This is a genomic window from Paenibacillus sp. BK033 (assembly GCF_004345425.1).
Taxonomy (GTDB): Bacteria; Bacillota; Bacilli; order Paenibacillales; family Paenibacillaceae; genus Pristimantibacillus.
Genome location: NZ_SLVP01000004.1, coordinates 322,034 through 340,831, shown reverse-complemented (window position 1 = coordinate 340,831; position 18,798 = coordinate 322,034). Strand labels below are relative to the sequence as shown.

The 18,798-nt window shown below is 54.0% G+C and carries 16 protein-coding genes; 8 read left to right on the top strand and 8 right to left on the bottom strand.

All coding sequences use genetic code 11. The features are described 5' to 3' along the window. Window positions 1–3: 3 nt before the first annotated feature. On the bottom strand, window positions 4–417 hold the full coding sequence (locus EV294_RS16420) for a glycosyltransferase (protein WP_165930700.1): 414 nt from the start codon (window positions 415–417) through the stop codon (window positions 4–6). A gap of 211 nt (window positions 418–628) precedes the next feature. On the opposite strand from EV294_RS16420, the gene EV294_RS16415 reads away from it, so the two are divergent. The 5 genes from EV294_RS16415 to EV294_RS16395 all read left to right on the top strand — a co-directional run bounded on the left by EV294_RS16415 (window position 629) and on the right by EV294_RS16395 (window position 3,834). Then, window positions 629–1,603: an aldo/keto reductase gene (locus tag EV294_RS16415; RefSeq protein ID WP_132308618.1), complete on the top strand. Its 975-nt coding sequence runs from the start codon at window positions 629–631 to the stop codon at window positions 1,601–1,603. Between the two features lie 94 nt (window positions 1,604–1,697). Next, the gene (locus tag EV294_RS16410) at window positions 1,698–2,267 is read left to right on the top strand and encodes a TetR/AcrR family transcriptional regulator (protein ID WP_132308616.1); all 570 of its coding nucleotides are present in this window, start codon (window positions 1,698–1,700) and stop codon (window positions 2,265–2,267) included. A gap of 88 nt (window positions 2,268–2,355) precedes the next feature. After that, window positions 2,356–2,898 carry an NAD(P)H-dependent oxidoreductase gene (locus EV294_RS16405; RefSeq protein WP_132308614.1) on the top strand — a complete coding sequence of 181 codons (543 nt, stop codon included), beginning with the start codon at window positions 2,356–2,358 and terminating at the stop codon, window positions 2,896–2,898. Beyond that, on the top strand, window positions 2,895–3,527 hold the full coding sequence (locus tag EV294_RS16400) for a DsbA family oxidoreductase (RefSeq protein ID WP_132308612.1): 633 nt from the start codon (window positions 2,895–2,897) through the stop codon (window positions 3,525–3,527). The genes EV294_RS16405 and EV294_RS16400 overlap by 4 nt, the downstream gene beginning before the upstream one ends. Before the next feature lie 49 nt (window positions 3,528–3,576). Further along, complete coding sequence (locus EV294_RS16395) at window positions 3,577–3,834, top strand: tautomerase family protein (RefSeq protein ID WP_132308610.1); 258 nt, start codon at window positions 3,577–3,579, stop codon at window positions 3,832–3,834. A 100-nt stretch (window positions 3,835–3,934) separates the two neighbouring features. Here the strand turns inward: EV294_RS16395 and EV294_RS16390 are convergent, their stop codons facing one another. Next, a complete protein-coding gene (locus tag EV294_RS16390) occupies window positions 3,935–4,834 on the bottom strand; it encodes a LysR family transcriptional regulator (protein WP_132308608.1) in 900 nt (299 codons plus the stop codon). Window positions 4,835–4,959: 125 nt separating this feature from the next. On the opposite strand from EV294_RS16390, the gene EV294_RS16385 reads away from it, so the two are divergent. Then, the gene (locus EV294_RS16385; RefSeq protein ID WP_132308606.1) at window positions 4,960–6,015 is read left to right on the top strand and encodes a YeiH family protein; all 1,056 of its coding nucleotides are present in this window, start codon (window positions 4,960–4,962) and stop codon (window positions 6,013–6,015) included. Between the two features lie 46 nt (window positions 6,016–6,061). Here EV294_RS16385 and EV294_RS16380 read toward each other — a convergent pair whose 3' ends face one another. The 4 genes from EV294_RS16380 to EV294_RS16365 all read right to left on the bottom strand — a co-directional run bounded on the left by EV294_RS16380 (window position 6,062) and on the right by EV294_RS16365 (window position 11,903). Next, entirely contained in the window at window positions 6,062–8,032 is a 1,971-nt protein-coding gene (locus tag EV294_RS16380) for a GTP-binding protein (RefSeq protein ID WP_132308604.1), read from the bottom strand. A 261-nt stretch (window positions 8,033–8,293) separates the two neighbouring features. Then, the gene (locus EV294_RS16375) at window positions 8,294–10,531 is read right to left on the bottom strand and encodes a bifunctional 2',3'-cyclic-nucleotide 2'-phosphodiesterase/3'-nucleotidase (RefSeq protein WP_481856078.1); all 2,238 of its coding nucleotides are present in this window, start codon (window positions 10,529–10,531) and stop codon (window positions 8,294–8,296) included. Between the two features lie 269 nt (window positions 10,532–10,800). Further along, complete coding sequence (gene map / locus EV294_RS16370) at window positions 10,801–11,547, bottom strand: type I methionyl aminopeptidase (RefSeq protein WP_127496170.1); 747 nt, start codon at window positions 11,545–11,547, stop codon at window positions 10,801–10,803. A gap of 152 nt (window positions 11,548–11,699) precedes the next feature. Next, on the bottom strand, window positions 11,700–11,903 hold the full coding sequence (locus tag EV294_RS16365; protein WP_132308600.1) for a hypothetical protein: 204 nt from the start codon (window positions 11,901–11,903) through the stop codon (window positions 11,700–11,702). Between the two features lie 207 nt (window positions 11,904–12,110). Here EV294_RS16365 and EV294_RS16360 point away from each other — a divergent pair, with 207 nt between their 5' ends. Both EV294_RS16360 and EV294_RS16355 read left to right on the top strand, forming a co-directional pair. Next, entirely contained in the window at window positions 12,111–12,614 is a 504-nt protein-coding gene (locus EV294_RS16360; protein WP_132308598.1) for a hypothetical protein, read from the top strand. A gap of 179 nt (window positions 12,615–12,793) precedes the next feature. After that, on the top strand, window positions 12,794–15,058 hold the full coding sequence (locus EV294_RS16355) for an ATP-binding protein (RefSeq protein WP_132308596.1): 2,265 nt from the start codon (window positions 12,794–12,796) through the stop codon (window positions 15,056–15,058). Here the strand turns inward: EV294_RS16355 and EV294_RS16350 are convergent. After that, window positions 15,055–15,933, bottom strand: coding sequence for an ABC transporter ATP-binding protein (locus tag EV294_RS16350; protein ID WP_132308594.1), 879 nt, complete (start codon window positions 15,931–15,933; stop codon window positions 15,055–15,057). The genes EV294_RS16355 and EV294_RS16350 overlap by 4 nt on opposite strands. Before the next feature lie 3 nt (window positions 15,934–15,936). Then, entirely contained in the window at window positions 15,937–18,783 is a 2,847-nt protein-coding gene (locus EV294_RS16345; protein WP_132308592.1) for an ABC transporter permease, read from the bottom strand. Between the last annotated feature and the right edge of the window lie 15 nt (window positions 18,784–18,798).

Genomic DNA, 18,798 nt, shown 5'->3' with positions numbered 1-18,798 from the left:
CCTTCAGCCAGCCGGAATGGCATCCCACAGCGGGGAATGCGCAAAGCCTTCCATCGACCGGATCGCATAAGCCGGATGCGGGCTTGCCAGCTCGGCCATGTCTGCTTTTCGGTCTACCGGCTTCACTTCCATAACGGCGATTCCCGAGCCTGCCGCATGGTCAATGCCCGCCGCAATCGCGGCGGCATGGCCGCAGCGGGCCGACAAATAGATCGCTCTTACGCGGATATCCGCCGCGCAAAAGACGCGCAGCATATCAGCCGACCGGTCTGTGCTGTAATTATCGACAAAAATAAATTCGTAGCTGGCGGCGGTAGGCTTCATGATTTGCTTCAGGCGCTTATAGGCGCCAAACAGCGATTCCTCGTCATTGCAGACCGGCACGATAATCGAGTAGGTAACTGGCAGACGCGTCATTTTCCCCATCCCCTTCGGACAAAATGTTGCTCTATAGTGCTACTATAATCGATACAGCTTAAAATCCCCTTAATTTAGTATAAGTAAGCGCTTTACTTTTATGTCAAATATAGCACGACAAGCTTGATTCGCATATAGCTTGCAATGCCCACATTTTGCTATACTAACTGCAACATTATATCTGATCCATGAAAAGGGGATGACCTTAAAGATGCGATACAATCGGCTGGGAGGAAGCGGACTGAAGGTATCCGCGCTAGGCCTCGGAACAAACTCCTTTGGCTCGCGGGCAGACGAGGCCGCGTCGGCTCGTATTTTGCACGCGGCCATCGACAGCGGCATCAACTTTATCGACACGGCTAATATTTACTCGGCAACGGCTTCGGAATCCATCATCGGCGCCGCGCTTGCAGGCAAACGCCATGAGGTTGTCCTGGCAACCAAGGCCGGGCTCGTCAGAGGCGAAGGGCCTAATGCGAAGGGCTCCTCCCGCTACCATCTGATGCTGGAGCTGGAGGATAGCCTGAAGCGGCTCAAGACCGATTACGTTGATTTGTATCAGATCCATACTTTTGATCCGGAGACCCCTCTCGAAGAGACTTTGCGGGCGCTCGAGGATATGATCCGGTCCGGCAAAGTCCGGTATATCGGCGCCTCCAACTACGCCGCTTGGGAGCTGATGAAGGCGCTTGGACTTAGCGACCGTCTTGGCCTGAACCGGTTCGTCTCCACCCAGACAAGCTACTCGCTGGCTGACCGGACGCCGGAGCGCGAGCTTGTTCCCCTGTGCCTCGATCAAGGCGTAGGCATTATTCCTTACTTCCCGCTGGCCGGCGGAATCCTGACCGGCAAATACCGCGCCGGCGAAGAAGCTCCCGCCGGCTCGCGCGCTGCGACCAATCCGGGCTTTACCCGTTTCTTCGGCGAGAGCAATCTTGCGCTGGGAAGCCGGGTCAGCGAGCTGGCGGATAAGCTTGGCTGTTCCGCAAGCGTCCTGTCCCTGGCTTGGCTGATGAAGCAGCCTGCCGTCTCCACCGTTATCGTTGGCGCTACCAGCACGGAGCAGTTGGAGCATAATCTGGGCAGCGTTGAGCTTCCTCTAGATGAGGCCGCGCTGGACGAGCTGGATACTTTAAGCAGCTCATTCCGTAATGGCGAGCCGTTTGCGTTATACCGTTTGCCTTAGGCAAACGGCTCGCTCGGCAGCATTAGAGAGCCTTCAATTTTTTGGATGAAACAGGATATTGACTTTTATACCTACTGAAAGGTAGAATGCATACATGAACAGTAACAAAAACACGGCTGACTTGATCCTTGATACCGCCCAAGCGCTTGTGCAGGAAGTCGGATTTAACGGCTTCAGCTACGCGCACATTGCTGAGAAGGTCGGTATCCGCACAGCAAGCATCCATTACCATTTTCCGAATAAGGAGGATCTAGGGGAAGCGTTGATTACACGGTATCACAAGGGTTTCCTGGCTACCGTTGCTCAGATTGACGCCGATACGCAGAACAATCTGGACAAGATACGCAAATACGTCAATATTTTCAGCATTCCGGTCGATAGCTATTGCACCTGCCTGAGCGTGATGCTTTCTTCGGATCTGGCTACCCTGTCGGAGAAGGTTGGGACAAAGCTGGCAGATTTCTTTACCTCCAACTTGGCGTGGGTGGAGCGTGTCCTGGAAGAAGGCCGCCGTGAAGGGGAATTGCGTTTTGAAGGTGAAGCAAGCTGGCAGGCTCATATGATTTTGGCCTCGCTTCAAGGGGCTCAGCTGCTGGCAAGAACCTTTCGGGATGTCAACCGGTTTACGATCATTGCCGATGGAGTCGTATCCGCTTTAACTTAACAGGCGAAGCGGATATTTTTTCAGCACTAAATCTACCTTTTAGTAGATAGATAAAATTTAAACCAACAATGAATGGAGAGAAAAACAAATGAAAACACTCGTAATCGTAGCGCATCCTAACTTGGAAGCATCCAACTGGAACAAAGCATGGGTCGAGGAGCTGCGGAGACACGGCGACATCACGGTCCATGAACTGTACAAAGAATATCCGGACCGGAACATCGACGTTAAACGCGAGCAGCAGCTGGTTGAAGCGCATGACCGCATCATTTTCCAATACCCGCTCTACTGGTATAGCACGCCGCCGCTTCTTAAAGAATGGTACGATTCCGTGCTGCAGTACAATTGGGCTTACGGTCCGGAAGCTACCGCGACAAGAGGCAAAGAAATCGGAGCTGCGATTTCGACTTACGGCACGGCGGAATCGTATCAGCCAACCGGTTCCAACGGCTTTACGCTGGAGCAGATCCTGGCTCCGCTTCATGCAAGCGCGCGTTTCATCAGCGCCGTCTACCTGCCGCACTTCGCGGTTAACGACACTTCCGACGTAACGCCTGAACGCCTTGCTCAAAGCAGCAAAGCCTACGTGGAGCATCTTAGAACGGTTAAACCGCTGGCGGTGACCAAATGAAAAACGTAACGATCGACGTTTATATGGATACGGTATGTCCCTGGTGCCGAATGGGGGATGCTAGCCTGATAACCGCGCTTAAGGAGCTTCCGGAAGGTATAAACGCCACCGTTCGCTACCATGCGTACCAGTTGAACCCCGGCATCCGCAAGGAAGGCGAGGACTACCGGAAGGTGATGATCGGCCGTTTGGGCGGAGAAGCGCAATTCGAAGCAAGAATGAAGCAGTATAACCAAACCGGCGCTCTTTTCGATCTGAATTACAATATGGATCTCGTTAAAATTACGCCAAATTCGGAATTGTCGCATCAATTGATCGCGATTACGCCGGAGCATCAGCAGTCGAATTTGATCGTGAACCTGTATACGGCTTATTTTGAACAAGGGTTGGATATCGGCGATGTGGACACGCTTGCGGATATAGCTCAGGCCAGCGGGATTATGGATGATCGCGTGGCTCTTAAAGCCCGCCTTCTCAAGGGAGAAGGTCTCGAGAAGGTAGAAGAAGGACAGCGCGATGCGCGGAGGCTTGGTATACGAGGCGTTCCCTTTTACGTCATTAACGAGAAGCATGCCCTGTCCGGACTGCAATCGCCTGCCGATCTGATCAACGTCTTTCAGCAGCAGTAAAAGCCGGCTTGGACAAGAATAACGACTAAAAAAAGCGGAGGAACTCTATATGCCAATCGTAAACATTCAAGTCACGCGGGAGGGCACAACGCCTGGCCGCGATTCGGTTACCGCGGAAGAGAAGGCTGCCCTTATCAAAGGTGTCAGCGAATTGCTGCTCAACGTCTTAAATAAGCCGCTCGAATCGACTTTCGTCGTTATTGAAGAAGTCGATACCGATAACTGGGGCTGGGGCGGCCTTCCCGCGCTTCAGTATCGCCAGAAGCTGGCTGCGCAAAAAAAAGCGGCTGAAGCTGAAGGCCAATAACCGAAAACCGAAGCATAATGCTCCATCGGCAATCGGAAACGGGTAAGCATGCATGGGCTGTTCCCTATCGTTTTTTGACGATGGGGAACAGTCTTTTTTATCATTCAACCTGCTCCGGCCAGCCCTTCCGCTCCCGCAATATCCCGATAAACACCTCCGCCGCTTTCGTATGCTGACGGTGCAATCCGGTCAACAGCGAGAAATCCCGTTCCACCGGCCTGCCGCCAACGGTAAGCGTGCTGACGGTGCCAAGCGCAATTTCTTTGCGGACCGCCCAATGGGACAATAACGAGATGCCCAGGCCCGCTTCGACGGACTCTTTAATAATCTGCGTGCTGCCGAATACCATGCGATTCTCCGGATTCAGCCCCTGCTCAAGGAACATCCGCTCGGTCACTTCCCGCGTCCCCGAGCCCTCTTCTCTGACGATCCAGGTCTCCTGCTGCAGCTTTAAGGCCTCAATATCGTCAGCCGTGCCGAATGGATGGGAGGAAGCCGTCACCACGTACATCCGGTCCTTGGCGAAAGACTCGGCATACAGCTTCTCATGCTCCAGCTCGCCTTCCACAATGCCGATATCCAGCTGCCCTCCGGCAACAAGCGAGCTGATCTCCTTCGTGTTGCCGATTGTAATGGTCGGCTTAATGAGCGGATAGTGCGCCTGCAAATAAGCAATGGCATGCGGCAGTACGTATTCCCCAAACGTATAGCTGGCGCCAATGGACAGCAAGCCGCTTGCGTTATGCATCAGATCATCCACGAGCCGCTGCATGCGCGCATACAACCCTTCTATTTCCTTGCCATGCCTGTATACAATCTCCCCTGCCTTGCTGAGCCGGACATGCTTGTTGCTGCGGTCGAGCAGCTTGGTTCCGATGTTGTTCTCCAGCGCTTGAATATGCTGGCTCACTGCCGGCTGGGTCATATGCAGCGCCTCTGCCGCGCGCGTGAAATTCCGCATGTCGGCAACGGTCATAAACACAAGTAAAGACTGATCCACGATACCAACCACCTCCATCATAAGCAATTCATTATTATAACGATTATAACTATTTATTTTTCTTATCGTAAAGGTCCGGTTAAACTTAACTCATCAACCACCAACAAACGTCGAGGTGACGACAGATGCGTACGATAACCCATTATACCTTTACGCCAAAAAATAAACGTTTCCTTCAGCCGTTTAACTGGCTGCTCGGACTTCTGCTGACGGCCGCTATTGCCACGGCCGCTTACGAGCTGGCCCGACTTCCGGGACTTGACCGCATCGGGCAGATGGCCCTGGCGCTGACGGGCACTATTATTACGCGCCAGTTCATCGGCTATCCGGAGCGGCTTCGCGAGGGTATCCAATTCGCTTCCAAGCACCTCTTGCGGCTCGCTATCGTATTATGCGGTTTGCGGCTGAACATCAGCCTGCTTCTCCATCAAGGCCCGGCCCTCCTGCTGCAGGGCGCCGTTACGATCATTCTTGCCGTAGGGATGACCCTTGGCATCGCCCGTCTTCTGAAGGCCGATGCCCCGCTGTCCCTGCTCCTTGGCGTCGGCACCGGCATATGCGGAGCGGCGGCAATCGCTGCCGTATCCCCCATTGTGAAAGCCCGGGACGAAGACACCGCGGTCAGCGCCGGTCTGATCGCCTTGATCGGTACGGCCGCCGCTATCGGCTATACCGTGCTTCAGCCGCTGCTTCCTCTTACCGCCGGGCAATACGGGATATGGAGCGGTCTTACGCTCCATGAGATCGCCCATGTCCCTTTGGCTGCCGCCGCGGCAGGCCAGGACGCCGTGAACGCCGGTCTGCTCGCGAAGCTGAGCCGGGTGCTGCTGCTCGTACCGGTCAGCTTTATACTGATGCTGGTCATGAAGCGCAGGAATAAGGGAAATAACGATCCGGGAACGGGAACAGCCATTGCCTTCCCGTGGTTCCTGCTTGGCTTTGCGGCCATGAGTCTCTTCGGAAGCCTGACGCCCGGCACGCCGCTTGAGCTGCCGGCCCATGCAGCCGACCAGCTGCTGAAAGCCCCGTCCTTCCTGCTTGCGATGGCTATGGTTGGTCTTGGCCTGAACGTGGATTTGCGCGCCCTGAAGGACAAAGCGCTGCGCCCGCTTGCCGCGATGGCAGCCGCTACCGTGCTGCTCTCGGCTGCGACTTACCTGCTTGTCTGCTATGTCTACTGAAAAGAAGCCGGCCGCTCCCCTTGTACCGGAAAGCGGCCAGCTTCTATTATCCTTGCAGCGCCTTGCGGACGCTTAATATATATTTGGATTGGTCCAGCGGATTAACGCCGCGGCGCGTCCGTTCCGCCGTTACATCCGGCGGGCATTCCTCGTAGCCGGCGAAGAAGGTCGCCATCGTGCCGCGCCCTTTCGTCAGCGAGTTCAGCTCCATCGAGTATTCAAGCGACGTTGCCGCCGGCACGCGCCCCTCGATAAGAAGCCGGTCGCCCTGCAGCGTCGGCGCCTCGAAAGTCCCCCGCATGAGGACAATATCATTCATGACGCGGCCGCCGTTTTCCTCCGGGACAACGATACGGAATTGGAGCACCGGCTCGAGCAGCTTTGTGCCGACCGAATCCAGCCCGTTCATAATAGCCATCGGCGTCGCCACGACAAAATCAAGCGGATGCGTATGCCACACATGGTGCTGCCCTTCGATCAGCGTAACCTTCAGGTCAACGACCTCCCAGCCCTTCAGCCCTTGCTGCAGCGCTTCCGGCACGCGTCTTGCCACCTCGTTCTGATATTGCGGAAGCAAGTCCTCCGAACGGACAAACGCTTCGTAATGCAGCCCGCTTCCGCGCTCGCCGGGTTCAATGCGGAACCGGAGAATGGCCCAGCAAGGCTTCGGCATCAAATACGCGATATAGCCTTCGCCAGGCCGGCTTGGCGTCTCCTTGTAGATGACCGACGGCTGGCCAAAGCTCGCCTGCAGACCATACCGGTTCTCCAGCACGCTTGTCAGAATCTCCAGCTGAATCGGCCCCATGACCTTCACGTGCAGCTCCCGTTCCTCCTGCAGCCACTGCACGTCCAGCAGCGGATCCTCGTCCGACAGCTCTTGAAGCGCCGCCACGACAGCCGGATACTGCTGCTGATCGGCCCAATGCGCCTGTACCGTAAGCAGCGGCACCGCAAGCCGCACCTCCTCCGGAACGGCACCCGGATCGCCGATAATATCGCCGATCCGTACATGCGACATGCCGCATACGGCCGCGATATCGCCTGCCTCCAGCAAGCCTAGGTCCTCCGATCGGCTGCCCTCCACCTTGCGGATTTGCGTGACCTTCTCCTCGATATTTTGCGAATAATTCCGGATCACATCCCGGTTGCGCATCGTCCCTTCGTACAGCCGGACAAACGCCATGCGCCCCATCGTCTTATCGCGTTCAATCTTGAACACGATACCCGACAGCGGCGCTTCCCGATTCCCGCCCGGCTCGGGCAAATAATCGATGATGGCATCCATCAGCTCGGTTACGCCAATTCCTCTGCCCGATGCGCCGTACAACACCGGAAACAGCTCCGCACGCTTCGTCATCCCCGAAGCATGGCTTTTCCAATCCCCGGCTTCGCCGCTTATATACCGCAGCAGCAGCTCCTCATCCCGTTCCGCAACCGCTTCCACCAGTGCGGTCCTCGCTTCCTCGTCGGCATCCGCTCCCCATAAATCCGCGGAACCGGCAAATTGCTGCTCGCTTCCGATCGGATGCTGCACCTCTATGATATCCGGCGTCAGATAGCTGCGGATATCCCGCAATGCCGCTTCCCGGTCAGCGCCGATCCGGTCCATTTTATTGATATATAGGATCGTTGGAATACCCAGCTTGCGCAGCGCGCTCCAGATCATCTCCGTCTGCGCCTGCACGCCTTCCACCGCGGATACGATCAGCACGGCGCCGTCCATCACCCGCAGCGAACGCTCGACCTCCGACAGGAAGTCGACATGCCCCGGCGTATCCACAAGATTAATCGTTGTATCCCGCCATACGAAGGATGTCGTTGCCGCCCTTACCGAGATGCCACGCTCCTTCTCCACATCCAGCCAATCCGTTAATGCCGTCCCCGCATCCACGCTGCCAAGCGCGCGCGTCCGTCCGCTGACGAACAGCATATGCTCGGTCGTTGTTGTTTTCCCCGCATCCACATGCGCGAAGATGCCTACGTTGCGCCGTCCGGCGCTGCTTCTGCCTGTCATTGCCCTGGTTCTCCATTTCTGCCGCAGCCTGCGGCATGCTGTACCTGCTTCTTTCTACAGACTAACGCAACCTGGACATATGGACAATACCAAAAACAGCCCATCGTTAGATATCTTATCGTCATGGGCGCAATTCGGTTTATGCTGCCGGTCCTGCTCCGCCTTAAGCTGATCAAGAATGCATCATAACCGCTCCTTTTAAGCAAAAATGATGAAAGATGACTCCCGGACATATCCGGGAGCCATCTTGAATTTCACCTCTTATTTGCTTGCCGGTATAAGCAGCTTTTGGCCAACGTAAATCCGATTCGGATTTTTCAGCTTATTGTATTTCGCAAGCTGCTGCCAGGTTGTGCCGTATTCGCGGGCAATCGCCCATAACGTATCGCCCTTCTTCACGGTGTAGACGATATCGGCCGGAGTCTCGGGCTTCGGATCGGGCTTTGGCTCCGGCTTCGCAGGCGGTTCAGGCTTCGCAGGCGGCTTCGGATCGGGCTTCGTTGGCGCCTCGGGCACCGTCGTTGCCGGTGCTGCAAAGCTCAGCTTGAATTCCGCATAACCGTCTGCCGTTGGGCCCACGTAAGAAAGCGATTTGACCGCTTCCGCCGCGGCTTTAGCGTCGGGCGAGGTTTTATAGGCTACATTTACCTTGCCATTGATCGGAGCAAGCGACCAATTGCCGTCCGCGGCCGGGTTAATGGTCTTGAACGAGCGGATGTAGTCAATAATGACCTGGCGGTTCTCGTCCGGCGAAGCCAGTATAATCCGTTTACCGTCCGGATTCGCGAATTTGCTGGAAGAGGCGCGGTAGTTGTTCGTTGCCACTACGAATTTTTTCGCGGGCTCGATAGGTTTTCCCCCGTATTTCAAGTTTAGAATCCGGCTGGAATCCGCATTCGATACCGTACCGTCGGCTTTATATTTTGCGGGCTTCGAGACGTCGATCTGGTAAGTCACCCCGTCGATAACATCAAAGTTATACGTAGGGAAGTCATTGTTGACCAGCTCCTGCTTCTCCGTCGAAGCCGGGTCAATCGTATTGAACTGGCCTGCCGACCATTCGAGCCATTCCTTCAGCTCTGCTCCGGTTACAAGCACGGCATTGACCGTGTTGGAGTACAGATACAGGTCCGCTACGTTCTTAATCGCAATGCTGCCCGCGGGGATGTTGGTGTAATAAGCGGGACCCTGGCGTCCGCCCGCCTTAAAGGGCGCACCCGCCGACAAGACCGGATATCCTTCGTAATCGGTACCCTGAAGCTGCTTCTCCACGTACCATTTCTGCGCATTGGTCACAATCTGAATGGAAGGATCATCCTGCACAAGGGCGAAAAAGCTGTTGATTGGAGCCGTCGTTGCTCCTACCGGCCCGCGCACATAATCGAGCGTATGCTGATGATCCTCGGCTACCGCGTCCAGCACCTCCTGGTCCGCGTCAACCAGCGGTTTTTTGTTCACCGCGTCGAAGATCGGCTTTACCGACGTTTTGGAATCCGCAACGGTCCATTTGCCGTCCGCCAGCTGCAGCGTCAGATCGATAATGCCAAGATTATTGCCCCAAAAGCCCGGTTCTACAGCAGGCACCCCGTTAATCGTCCCTTTTGCCAGGTCAACGCCCGTCTTGCCTTCAAACGACTTGTCCGGGAATACCTTGTGCGCATGGCCGAACAGGATCGCGTTTATATCCTTCACTTTGCTAAGGTAGAGCACCGAATTTTCCATCTGCTCCGTCTGCGGAATATCTTCAAAGCCGGAATGCGGAATCGCGATAATAATATCGGCCCCCTTGGCTTTCATCTCCGGCACGAACTTCTCGGCGGTCTTCACGATATCCTTCGTGATGACCTTGCCTTCAAGCTTGGCTTTATCCCACTGCACAATCTGGGGCGGCACAAAACCAATAACGCCAACCTTCAGCTTATGAACGGCGCCGGTATCGTCCTTCACTTCTTTGTCGAGTATAAGATAAGGGGTAAAATAGTTCTTGTCGTTGGACTCGTCTTTATCGACGTCATCAATATAAACATTCGCATTTACGTAAGGAAAGTCCGCTCCTCCAAGCGACGTCTTCAGGAAATCAAGCCCATAGTTGAACTCATGGTTCCCGATGTTCCCCGCATCATAGTCCAGCAGGTTAAGGGCCTTGTAGACCGGATGAGTTTCTCCCTGCTGCAGAGGATCGACCGTGGCTACATAATCGCCAAGCGGGTTGCCTTGAATCAAGTCCCCGTTATCGAACAGGAGACTGTTCACAGCTTCCCCCCGGGCCTTCTTGATCAAGGTTGCCGTCTTGGCAAAGCCGTACTCGTCGGTAGGCTTGTCCGCGAAATAATCATAGTTCACGATATTGACGTGCAGGTCCGTCGTCTCCATAATCCGCAATTGAACCGTAGTCCCGCTATTCGCAGCAGACGCAATTGCGGAAAACGGAATCACCGTTAAGCCCGCTGCCACAACAACCGAGAGTGCCCGTTTCCATGTTGGTATTCTTAACTTCACCAAAACAAAATCCTCCCTATCTATCCCTATTTGTCGATGCTCATCTTGCACAGAGATGCAATAACAGGATGACCGTGGCATCATTTTCCTCATTTTAGGGGAAGTAATCTGAATTGTCACGCAATTATTTTGTAATTTTATTACTAATTATGTAAGGTTTTCTTTCGTTCAAGAGGGGTCATGAACAGATGTAAAATAAACGCAAAAAAGAGGATACCGGCTGAAGGCGTTAGCCATTCAACCTATATCCCCAAATTCGCGGCTTATTTTTATTGCTCGGTCAGAATAACCGGACCGTTCGCCGTAATGGCAATCGTATGCTCGTACTGGGCGGACAGCTTGCCGTCTCTTGTGCGCGCCGTCCAGCCGTCCGCGTCGATCTTCATTTGGTAGGTGCCCACGTTCAGCATCGGCTCAATGGTGAAGACCATCCCTTCCTTAATGCGCGGACCTTTGTTTGGCGGGCCGTAATGCGGCACCTGCGGATCCTCGTGCATCTCTTGGCCAATGCCATGACCGATGAAATCGCGGACAACCGAGAAGCCTTCCGCTTCGGCATAAGCCTGGATCGCGTGGGACACGTCCCCGATCCGGTTGCCGGCAACGGCTTTCTCGATCCCTTTATAAAGGGACTCTTTGGTCACGCGCAGCAAACGGTCCGCTTCTTCGGAGACATTGCCTACCGGATAGGACCATGCCGAGTCTGCCAGCCAGCCGTTCAGGTTAACGACCATATCGATCGTTACGATGTCGCCGTCCTTCAGCTTCTCCTTCTTCGGAAAGCCGTGGCAGATGACATCGTTGACCGATGCGCAGGTTGCGTACTGATAGCCTTTGTAGCCCTTCTGCTCCGGAGTCGCTCCGTACTGCTTCATCAGCTTCTCGGCGAATTGATCAATCTCGTGGGTCGTAATGCCCGGTGCGATTAACTTCGCGATTTGTCTATGGATTTCGGCCAAAATTTTGCCGGCTTCATGCATGCGGTTGATTTCCGCTTCCGTCTTAATAATAATCATGTGTGCTTCTCCCTTATATGGTGTTCAATAATGAGCATACCAAAGCGACAAGCTTACATGCAAATACTATATCCCTTAGGCAAGCGAAAATAACCCCCTCCGGGTCCGGAGGGGGTTATTGAAAACCGTTATATTTTATAAAATGACCGTAATCATTGTTCTTCTGCTTCGTCATCGGATGCTTCTTCAGCATCAGTCTCTTCTTCTTCCGAAACAGCAGCCTCTTCTTCGGCTACTGCCGCTTCTTCTTCAGCTGCTTCAACCGCCTCTTCTTCGGCAGCCGCTACAACCTCTTCAGCGGATTCTTCAACAGCTTCTTCAGCTGCTGCTTGAACGACTTCTTCTTCATGGCTCATCGTAATCACCTCCTGTTTCTTTATATCTTAATTGTAGCGCTTTCATAGAATCCCACAAGAGGTGTAAAATGTCGCAATCTGTGAGATTATGACTAAAGCGACGAATTTTTTACAGGACTGGACTTTAGTCGGGTTTCATTTGTGACCTAAAGAATGAGGAATTCCAAATACCCGCATGATATGCTGTACCTAAAGGAGATGAGCGCAATGAATAAAAGGACCATTCTTGGCCCTGTATTTATTCTTCTCGGAGCGTACTTACTGTTGAATAAGGGAATGCATTTCGGACCGGGAAACCTGTTTGGCTACTTCTGGCCAAGCTTGTTCGTAATCCCGCTCGGGTTGTTCTTCCACTGGCTGTATTTCTCCATGACGGGGAGAAAAGGGATCGGCGTCCTGATCCCGGGCGGTATCCTGCTGGTGTCCGGCGTGACGTCGCAGATCGCCATGCTCTTCAATAACTGGGAGTACATGTGGCCCGGCTTTATCATCGCGGTTGCAGCCGGCCTCTTCGAGTTCTACTGGTTCGGCAACCGCAACAAATGGCTGCTGATTCCGATCAACATCCTGCTCGTGCTTGGACTGTTGTTCTTCGCCGTGTTCTCGCTTGGAACATTCCTCAATCAAGTAGAGGTTGTGCGTCCGTTCCTCGCTATCGCGCTGATCATTGTAGGGGCGGCTGCCCTGGTTATGCGCCGCAAAGAGCATTAATCCGTATTTTGCTTCAAAACAGAAAGAGCAGCCTCAGGTTGAAGGATGCTCTTTTTTTGTTTAGCAATTAATCGAACATTTCGACACAATCCGCTATGTCCCTGTTCTCCCATCTGCGATATACTAGATTCCATATGTAAAATAATCCTATTGCTGTGCACCTTCAGGAGGAATACCGTTTGTCTATCAAGACCAAGCTGGCCTGGTTCATATCGCTTACCGTCATTGTCATCCTAAGCCTGAACTTATCGATTTACTATTTCTCTACCTCTTCCCAACTGCAAAAAGACGCCGAGCAGCAAATGGTGAGCATAGCCAAGCAGATTGGCGAAACCCTTGATTCCGCGCAAAGATCAAAGCAGCTGATCGAGGATTCGGTCGGCGAGAAGCTTCGGCTCGCCTCTATTTCCGCGCAAAGCAAGCTGGATCCCGATATCAACAATATCAGCAACGGGCAGCTCGTCAGGCTAAGCCAAGAGCTGGGCGTGGATTATATTACGCTCTGGGCGAAGGACGGAGACGACATAACCGCTCAGAAGTCCTCCAATGCCAAGGCGATCGGGGCAAGCTCCAAAGCTTTGGGCTACTGGTATACCGCATTCAGCCAGCTGTTCGAAATGCGCCAGGTCATCATCCCCCAGGGACAAAAGCTGAACCATTTCTGGTCTCCGCCGATTACAATCATTCCTTCCGATCTGAATGACGTCAACAAATTAGGCTTTTATTATAATGACAAAACCAACTACCTGATTAATCCCATTGTTCATGCCGGGGCCTTTTTCAATCTGGAGAACCTGAAGAGCAGCGATGCCATTGCCCAGCAAATTATCGCGGATAACCCTTCTATTCTCGAAATTTCCGGATTCAGCCCGGCTTATTATAAAGATCCCCAAATGGTTAACTTGAAGGAGAAGGCACCGCCGTACTACAAGCTGGATACCCAGAGCATGATATTCGGCCGGTACAACTACATCGATGTCCATGACTATACCAATCTGATGAAAGCCGACCAGACCGGAAGCATTGTTACAACCAAAACAAAGATTCATGGCCATAAGGTTCTGAAGAGCTTTATTCCGATGTCAGGGACAAGCAAATCCGTCATTGTCGTAAATATCAATTATGCCGCCATCAAGCAGCCTTTGTATCATCAGCTTCTTATCCAGATTCTGATCTCGCTTGGCCTGATTGGCGCCGCCATTGCCTGCAGCTCCCTTATTGCCGGATTTATGATCCGGACGCTGGAGATGATTATGCAGCGGGTCCACGATATCTCGCGGGGCAACTTTGGCGAACAGATTGTGATCGACAGCAATAACGAGTTCGGAGCGCTAGCGTCGCAGGTTAACTCCATGAGCTATAATCTGCACAGCTACCAAGCGCAGCTCACCGCCGCGGCCAAGGAGCTGCTCCATACAAAGCAGTACCTGGAATCCTTCGTCAATAACACCTCCGACGCCATTCATGTCGTCGATCTTGAGGGCAGAACCCTTGACGCCAATAACGCCTTCGAGACCATGTTCGGCTGGACGCTGGCAGAGGCTGTCGGACAGAAGCTGCCCATGTTTAAGCCCGAGACTTTGGACGAGCTTAGCGAGAAGGGGAAAACGATTCTGAACGGCGGGCAAGTAACCGACTACGAGACCGTTCTGTATCGCAAGGACGGGCTGCCGGTTGAAGTGAGCATTACGTTGTCCGGTATTAGGGACGAACGGGGATATTTCGTTGCTTACGCATCCATTGCGAGGGATATTGCCGAGCGCAAACGGACGGAGGAGATCATGCGCCGATCGGAGAAGCTGTCGGTTGTCGGGCAGCTTGCGGCGGGCGTCGCCCATGAAGTCCGCAATCCCCTTACCACTCTGCGCGGCTTCGTTCAGCTGATGCAGAAGGACAGCAGGCTGGACAAGTCTTACTTGAATATTATGCTATCCGAGCTAGACCGGATTAATCTCATCGTGAGCGAGTTTCTCGTATTCGCGAAGCCGCAAGCCGACCGTTATCAGGAAGCTGATCTGTATGCGATTATGAACGATATTGTCGTCCTGCTGGACTCCGAGGCCAATATCCATAACGTCCGGATGATCACTCGTCTGGAGCCCGGCATTCCGCCTCTTCGATGCGAATCCAACCAGCTTAAGCAGGTGCTTGTGAATGTGATGAAGAACGGCATGGAAGCTATGCCAGGCGGAGGCGAGCTGACGCTGGAGCTTGCGAAGGAATCGGAGCAGAGCATTCTAATTCGGATCGAGGATCAGGGAGTTGGCATCCCCGAGGAGGATCTTGCGCGGCTGGGCGAGCCTTTCTTCACGCGAAAGGCCGAGGGCAACGGCCTCGGCCTTATGATCAGTCAGCAAATTATCCAGCATCATAAAGGAACGATCCAGTATAGCAGCAAGCCCGGGGAAGGGACCTGCGTGGAAATCCGCATCCCCTTTCTTTAACCCTCCTCCGGCGGAGACAGCATAATTCTCCCGTTCTCCAGCTGGACCCGCGCCTTGCGGTGATCTTTGAATCCGGCCGCCTCCAAATAGCCATGCGGCACTTGGAGGCGGCCTGCTTTGTCCAGCACGGCGTACTCGACATGAGATTCGCTCTCCGCCTCGTCCTCTTCCAGCTCGGCGAGCTCCTCCATATAAGATTTGCGTCGAATCATCTCCGAGGAGATTTTGCCGTCCCGGATCGCCACCACGCGGTCCACCTTGCGCGCCAGCTCCGGATCGTGAGTAACGATAACGACCGTGAGCCCAAGCTCCCGGTTAAGCGTACGGAACAGCTCAAGAATTTGCGCCGCCATCCTCGTATCGACCGAACCGGTGGGCTCGTCGGCAAGCAGCAGCCGCGGATGATTGGCCAGCGCGATGGCAATGGCCACCCGCTGCTGCTCCCCGCCGGACAGCTGCTGCAGCTTATGATGGGCCCGGTGGGATAATCCCACCGCTTCCAGCAGCTCGCGCGCCCGCTGCTGCTTGCGGCGGCCGTTCAGCAGAATCGGCAGCTCGACGTTTTGCTGCGCGGTCAGATAAGGGATCAGGTTTCGCGCGTTATTTTGCCAGACGAAGCCTACGCTTTCCCGCTTGTATTTCACGAAATCCCGTTCCTTGAACTTCATTAAATCCTTGCCGTCCACCATCAGGCTGCCCGCCGTCGGGCGGTCAAGCCCGCCAAGCATATTCAGAAGCGTGGATTTGCCGCTGCCGCTGTTGCCGATAATCGCCATCAGCTCCCCGGCCTCCACATGGAGGTCAAGGCCTTGCAGAGCAAATACTTCCAGTTCGTTTGCCTTGTAGATTTTGACCAAACCTTCGCAATGGATCAACGGTTAATCCTCCCCCAGCTTAATCGCCTGATGGATTTTGAGACGCGAGAGCATATAGCCCAGAATAATAAGGCCGATCAGGATGGTAGATCCAACAAAGACATAGATCCGGATCGAGTCAATCGGATCGACCATCACTTTAAACGGCGGTACCAGCTGCTTCGCGTCAAAGGCATTCTGGAACAGAGGAACGAACAGACGGCTTGCCGTAAGGCCCGTAACCAGGCCGATCACAATCGCGGCCCCGGACGTCAGCAGCTGCTCGACCGTCAGCATGCCGATTAATTGGCGCAGGGACAAGCCCATGGCACGCATAATTCCGTTTTGCAGCATCCGCCCGCGCAATACAAGCGTCCAGTACAATAGGAAGCCCGCAAAGCTGATGACAAGCGAGATAATAAAACCAAGCGTTAAAGTGCCGTTAACCGCCATCAGGAACGGATCGGATTTGGCCGTGGTCAGCTTGCTCTTCATATCGGATATATCAACGATGCCCAGCTTTTTCTCTTCGATATCCCGGTACAAATCGTTTACGCTGGCGCCCGGCTTCAGCTTCAGCCACACCTGGTAAGGCTCAAGCGACAAATAAGTCTGAATCTGCAGGCGGCTGCCCACAATCAGCTTAGGCGCCGGCGTTTCGGCGTCCCGCGGGTTCGGGTTAAAGGTCGGGAAATAATCCACCACCGCATAGACGACAAAAGGCTGCATATCAATGCCATCCCAGCCTACCCAGATCGTATCTCCGGCCTTCAGTTTGTTCTCGTCGGCCAAGGTTTTCGAGATCAGTACCGCATTGGGCGCTGCGGCCATCAGATTCAAATAATCATAGAACGGATAATCAAGCAGTCCGTCGCGGAACCAGGCCGTCTGACCGAATTCATCCGTATCGATTCCGACCAGCTTGGCGGAGCCTGAGCCTTCCTCGGTGCTGTAGGATGCATTGTCGTGAATCAGTACTTTTGCCGTGCTTTCGACGCCGGCAAGCTTGGTATAAGGCTCAAAAGGCGGCTCCGAATAGTGGATGACCGGCTTCGTCAGCGTGATGGCGGCCTGTTGCTGCTGAGGCCCTCCTCCCGGATTTTCCGGCGGCTTGTCGTTTGGCCAATTGGCCTGAAGCACAACGTCCGCCCCGCTCGCGTAACGGATCCGGTCTTCCCCGTTATGATTGATGGTGCGGGCGGCGCTTGCGCTAAACATGCCGGTGGCGATCGTCATCATCAGGAATACCATCAGGAACTGGTAACCCGCGCTCGAACGTCCGACCTGGATCAGCGTCGCATACATCGAAGGCGGCCACCATTTGCGCCCGATCCAATAGATTAATCGCAAGAAATAAGGGTAAATTCGCAGCAGCAGCATTCCTCCGCCCAGAATAAACAAGGCAGGCACCGCAAACTGCAGCGGATCGATATGCAGCGCTTCATTATCGAGGCCAAGCGTTTGCAGCGTCTTCATTCGCTCGTGGAAGACTTTAAGTCCGTACAAAGACACGGCAAGGGCAATCACGTCAAGGAACAGCTTATGCCAGAATGGCGTCTGCCGCATGCGGGCCAGCTGCTGCTTATGACCGACGATCGTGGTTTTGGTCGCGAAGATAACCGGTACTAGCATGACAATCAGAGCGGTAACCGCTGCCGCTGCCGCATACAAATAAACCTCGCTGTTCAGATGAACGCGGATGCCGGAGCGCTGAACGAAGGACATAAAGCCGTTCGAGGAGCCCAGCACCTTGGTCAGGAACATGCCAAGCGGCGGACCCGCGGCAACCGCTACCGCGCCAAGCAGCGCATATTCGGCCAAATAGGACAGCATAATCTGCCAGCGGGCAGCCCCGCGGCTGCGTAGAACGGCAATCTCGGTTTTCTGCCGATTCGTAATCAGGTTGGATACCATAAAGACGTACAGGCCAAGCATCGCAAGCACGGGAACGTTGAGCGACCACATCAGAATGCGCAAATTATCGGAGCTTTTGAAGTAACGATCGATAACGTCGACATACTGCGCTTCCAGCGTATAATGGTAATTGGCTTTTACCTGCGCCTTCATAATTTCGGCTGCTTTCAGGTACCCGTCAATATTGCGAAGCTCCAAATCCTGATATTTCGGTACGATATGCCAGGCATTCGAATTGACCAGCAGGCGGTGGGTCCGGATAAATTCCTTATCCAACACGTCGCTGTTCATGATCAGGGAGCTCGTGAATCCGCCCAAATCCGGGGACAGGAAGAAGAGATCATCGTCCTCTTTCTTCGTCATGACGCCAACCGGCTTTACGCGTACCTCGTTTTTATTGAGATCCTCGAAGACAAACACCGTACCGAGTACGGTACGCAGCGTGTTCAGGCCCTTTTCCGTCACGAGCACCTCGTAAACGCCGTCAACCGGCTTATCCGCCGGCATCCGTCCGTCAATGAGCTTTATATGCTGCTCGAGGTCTTTGACGCTGGTCAAGCTCGTGCGGTATATCTTCTTCTTCTCGCCCGAAGGCGGAGCCTGGTCAAGACTGAGATCAAACGCGGACGTGTACAGGTCCGAGGTCTTCTCAAGCAAATCAACCGGGATGACCGGAAGCACTTTGCTCCGCATAAACTGTTCGTTCGCCTGCATCTGCTTAATGCGCTGCTCCGCGTTGTTCACGCCGATATATGTATATTTCATATTCATCGTGCCCGGATAAGAGCTCAGCTGCGAGGCTTCCAGCTCCTTTACCAGCATGCGGGACAGAATGGCCTCCGTATACGTCGGGATACTGGAGACCAGGCCGACTGTCAGGACAAGTCCGATCAGAAGGCTGAGCTCCAGCCATTTGTTTTGCGTCATTTTACGCACAATCATGGACAATAAAGCCACAGGTAAGCCTCCACT

Excerpts from the sequence above, each read along its gene's own strand:
- EV294_RS16415 (WP_132308618.1), top strand. The coding sequence starts at position 629 with ATGCGATACAATCGGCTGGGAGGAAGCGGACTGAAGGTATCCGCGCTA.
- EV294_RS16395 (WP_132308610.1), top strand. The coding sequence starts at position 3,577 with ATGCCAATCGTAAACATTCAAGTCACGCGGGAGGGCACAACGCCTGGC.
- EV294_RS16365 (WP_132308600.1), bottom strand. The coding sequence starts at position 11,903 with ATGAGCCATGAAGAAGAAGTCGTTCAAGCAGCAGCTGAAGAAGCTGTT.
- EV294_RS16400 (WP_132308612.1), top strand. The coding sequence starts at position 2,895 with ATGAAAAACGTAACGATCGACGTTTATATGGATACGGTATGTCCCTGG.
- map (WP_127496170.1), bottom strand. The coding sequence starts at position 11,547 with ATGATTATTATTAAGACGGAAGCGGAAATCAACCGCATGCATGAAGCC.
- EV294_RS16420 (WP_165930700.1), bottom strand. The coding sequence starts at position 417 with ATGACGCGTCTGCCAGTTACCTACTCGATTATCGTGCCGGTCTGCAAT.
- EV294_RS16385 (WP_132308606.1), top strand. The coding sequence starts at position 4,960 with ATGCGTACGATAACCCATTATACCTTTACGCCAAAAAATAAACGTTTC.
- EV294_RS16360 (WP_132308598.1), top strand. The coding sequence starts at position 12,111 with ATGAATAAAAGGACCATTCTTGGCCCTGTATTTATTCTTCTCGGAGCG.
- EV294_RS16410 (WP_132308616.1), top strand. The coding sequence starts at position 1,698 with ATGAACAGTAACAAAAACACGGCTGACTTGATCCTTGATACCGCCCAA.
- EV294_RS16405 (WP_132308614.1), top strand. The coding sequence starts at position 2,356 with ATGAAAACACTCGTAATCGTAGCGCATCCTAACTTGGAAGCATCCAAC.
- EV294_RS16380 (WP_132308604.1), bottom strand. The coding sequence starts at position 8,032 with ATGACAGGCAGAAGCAGCGCCGGACGGCGCAACGTAGGCATCTTCGCG.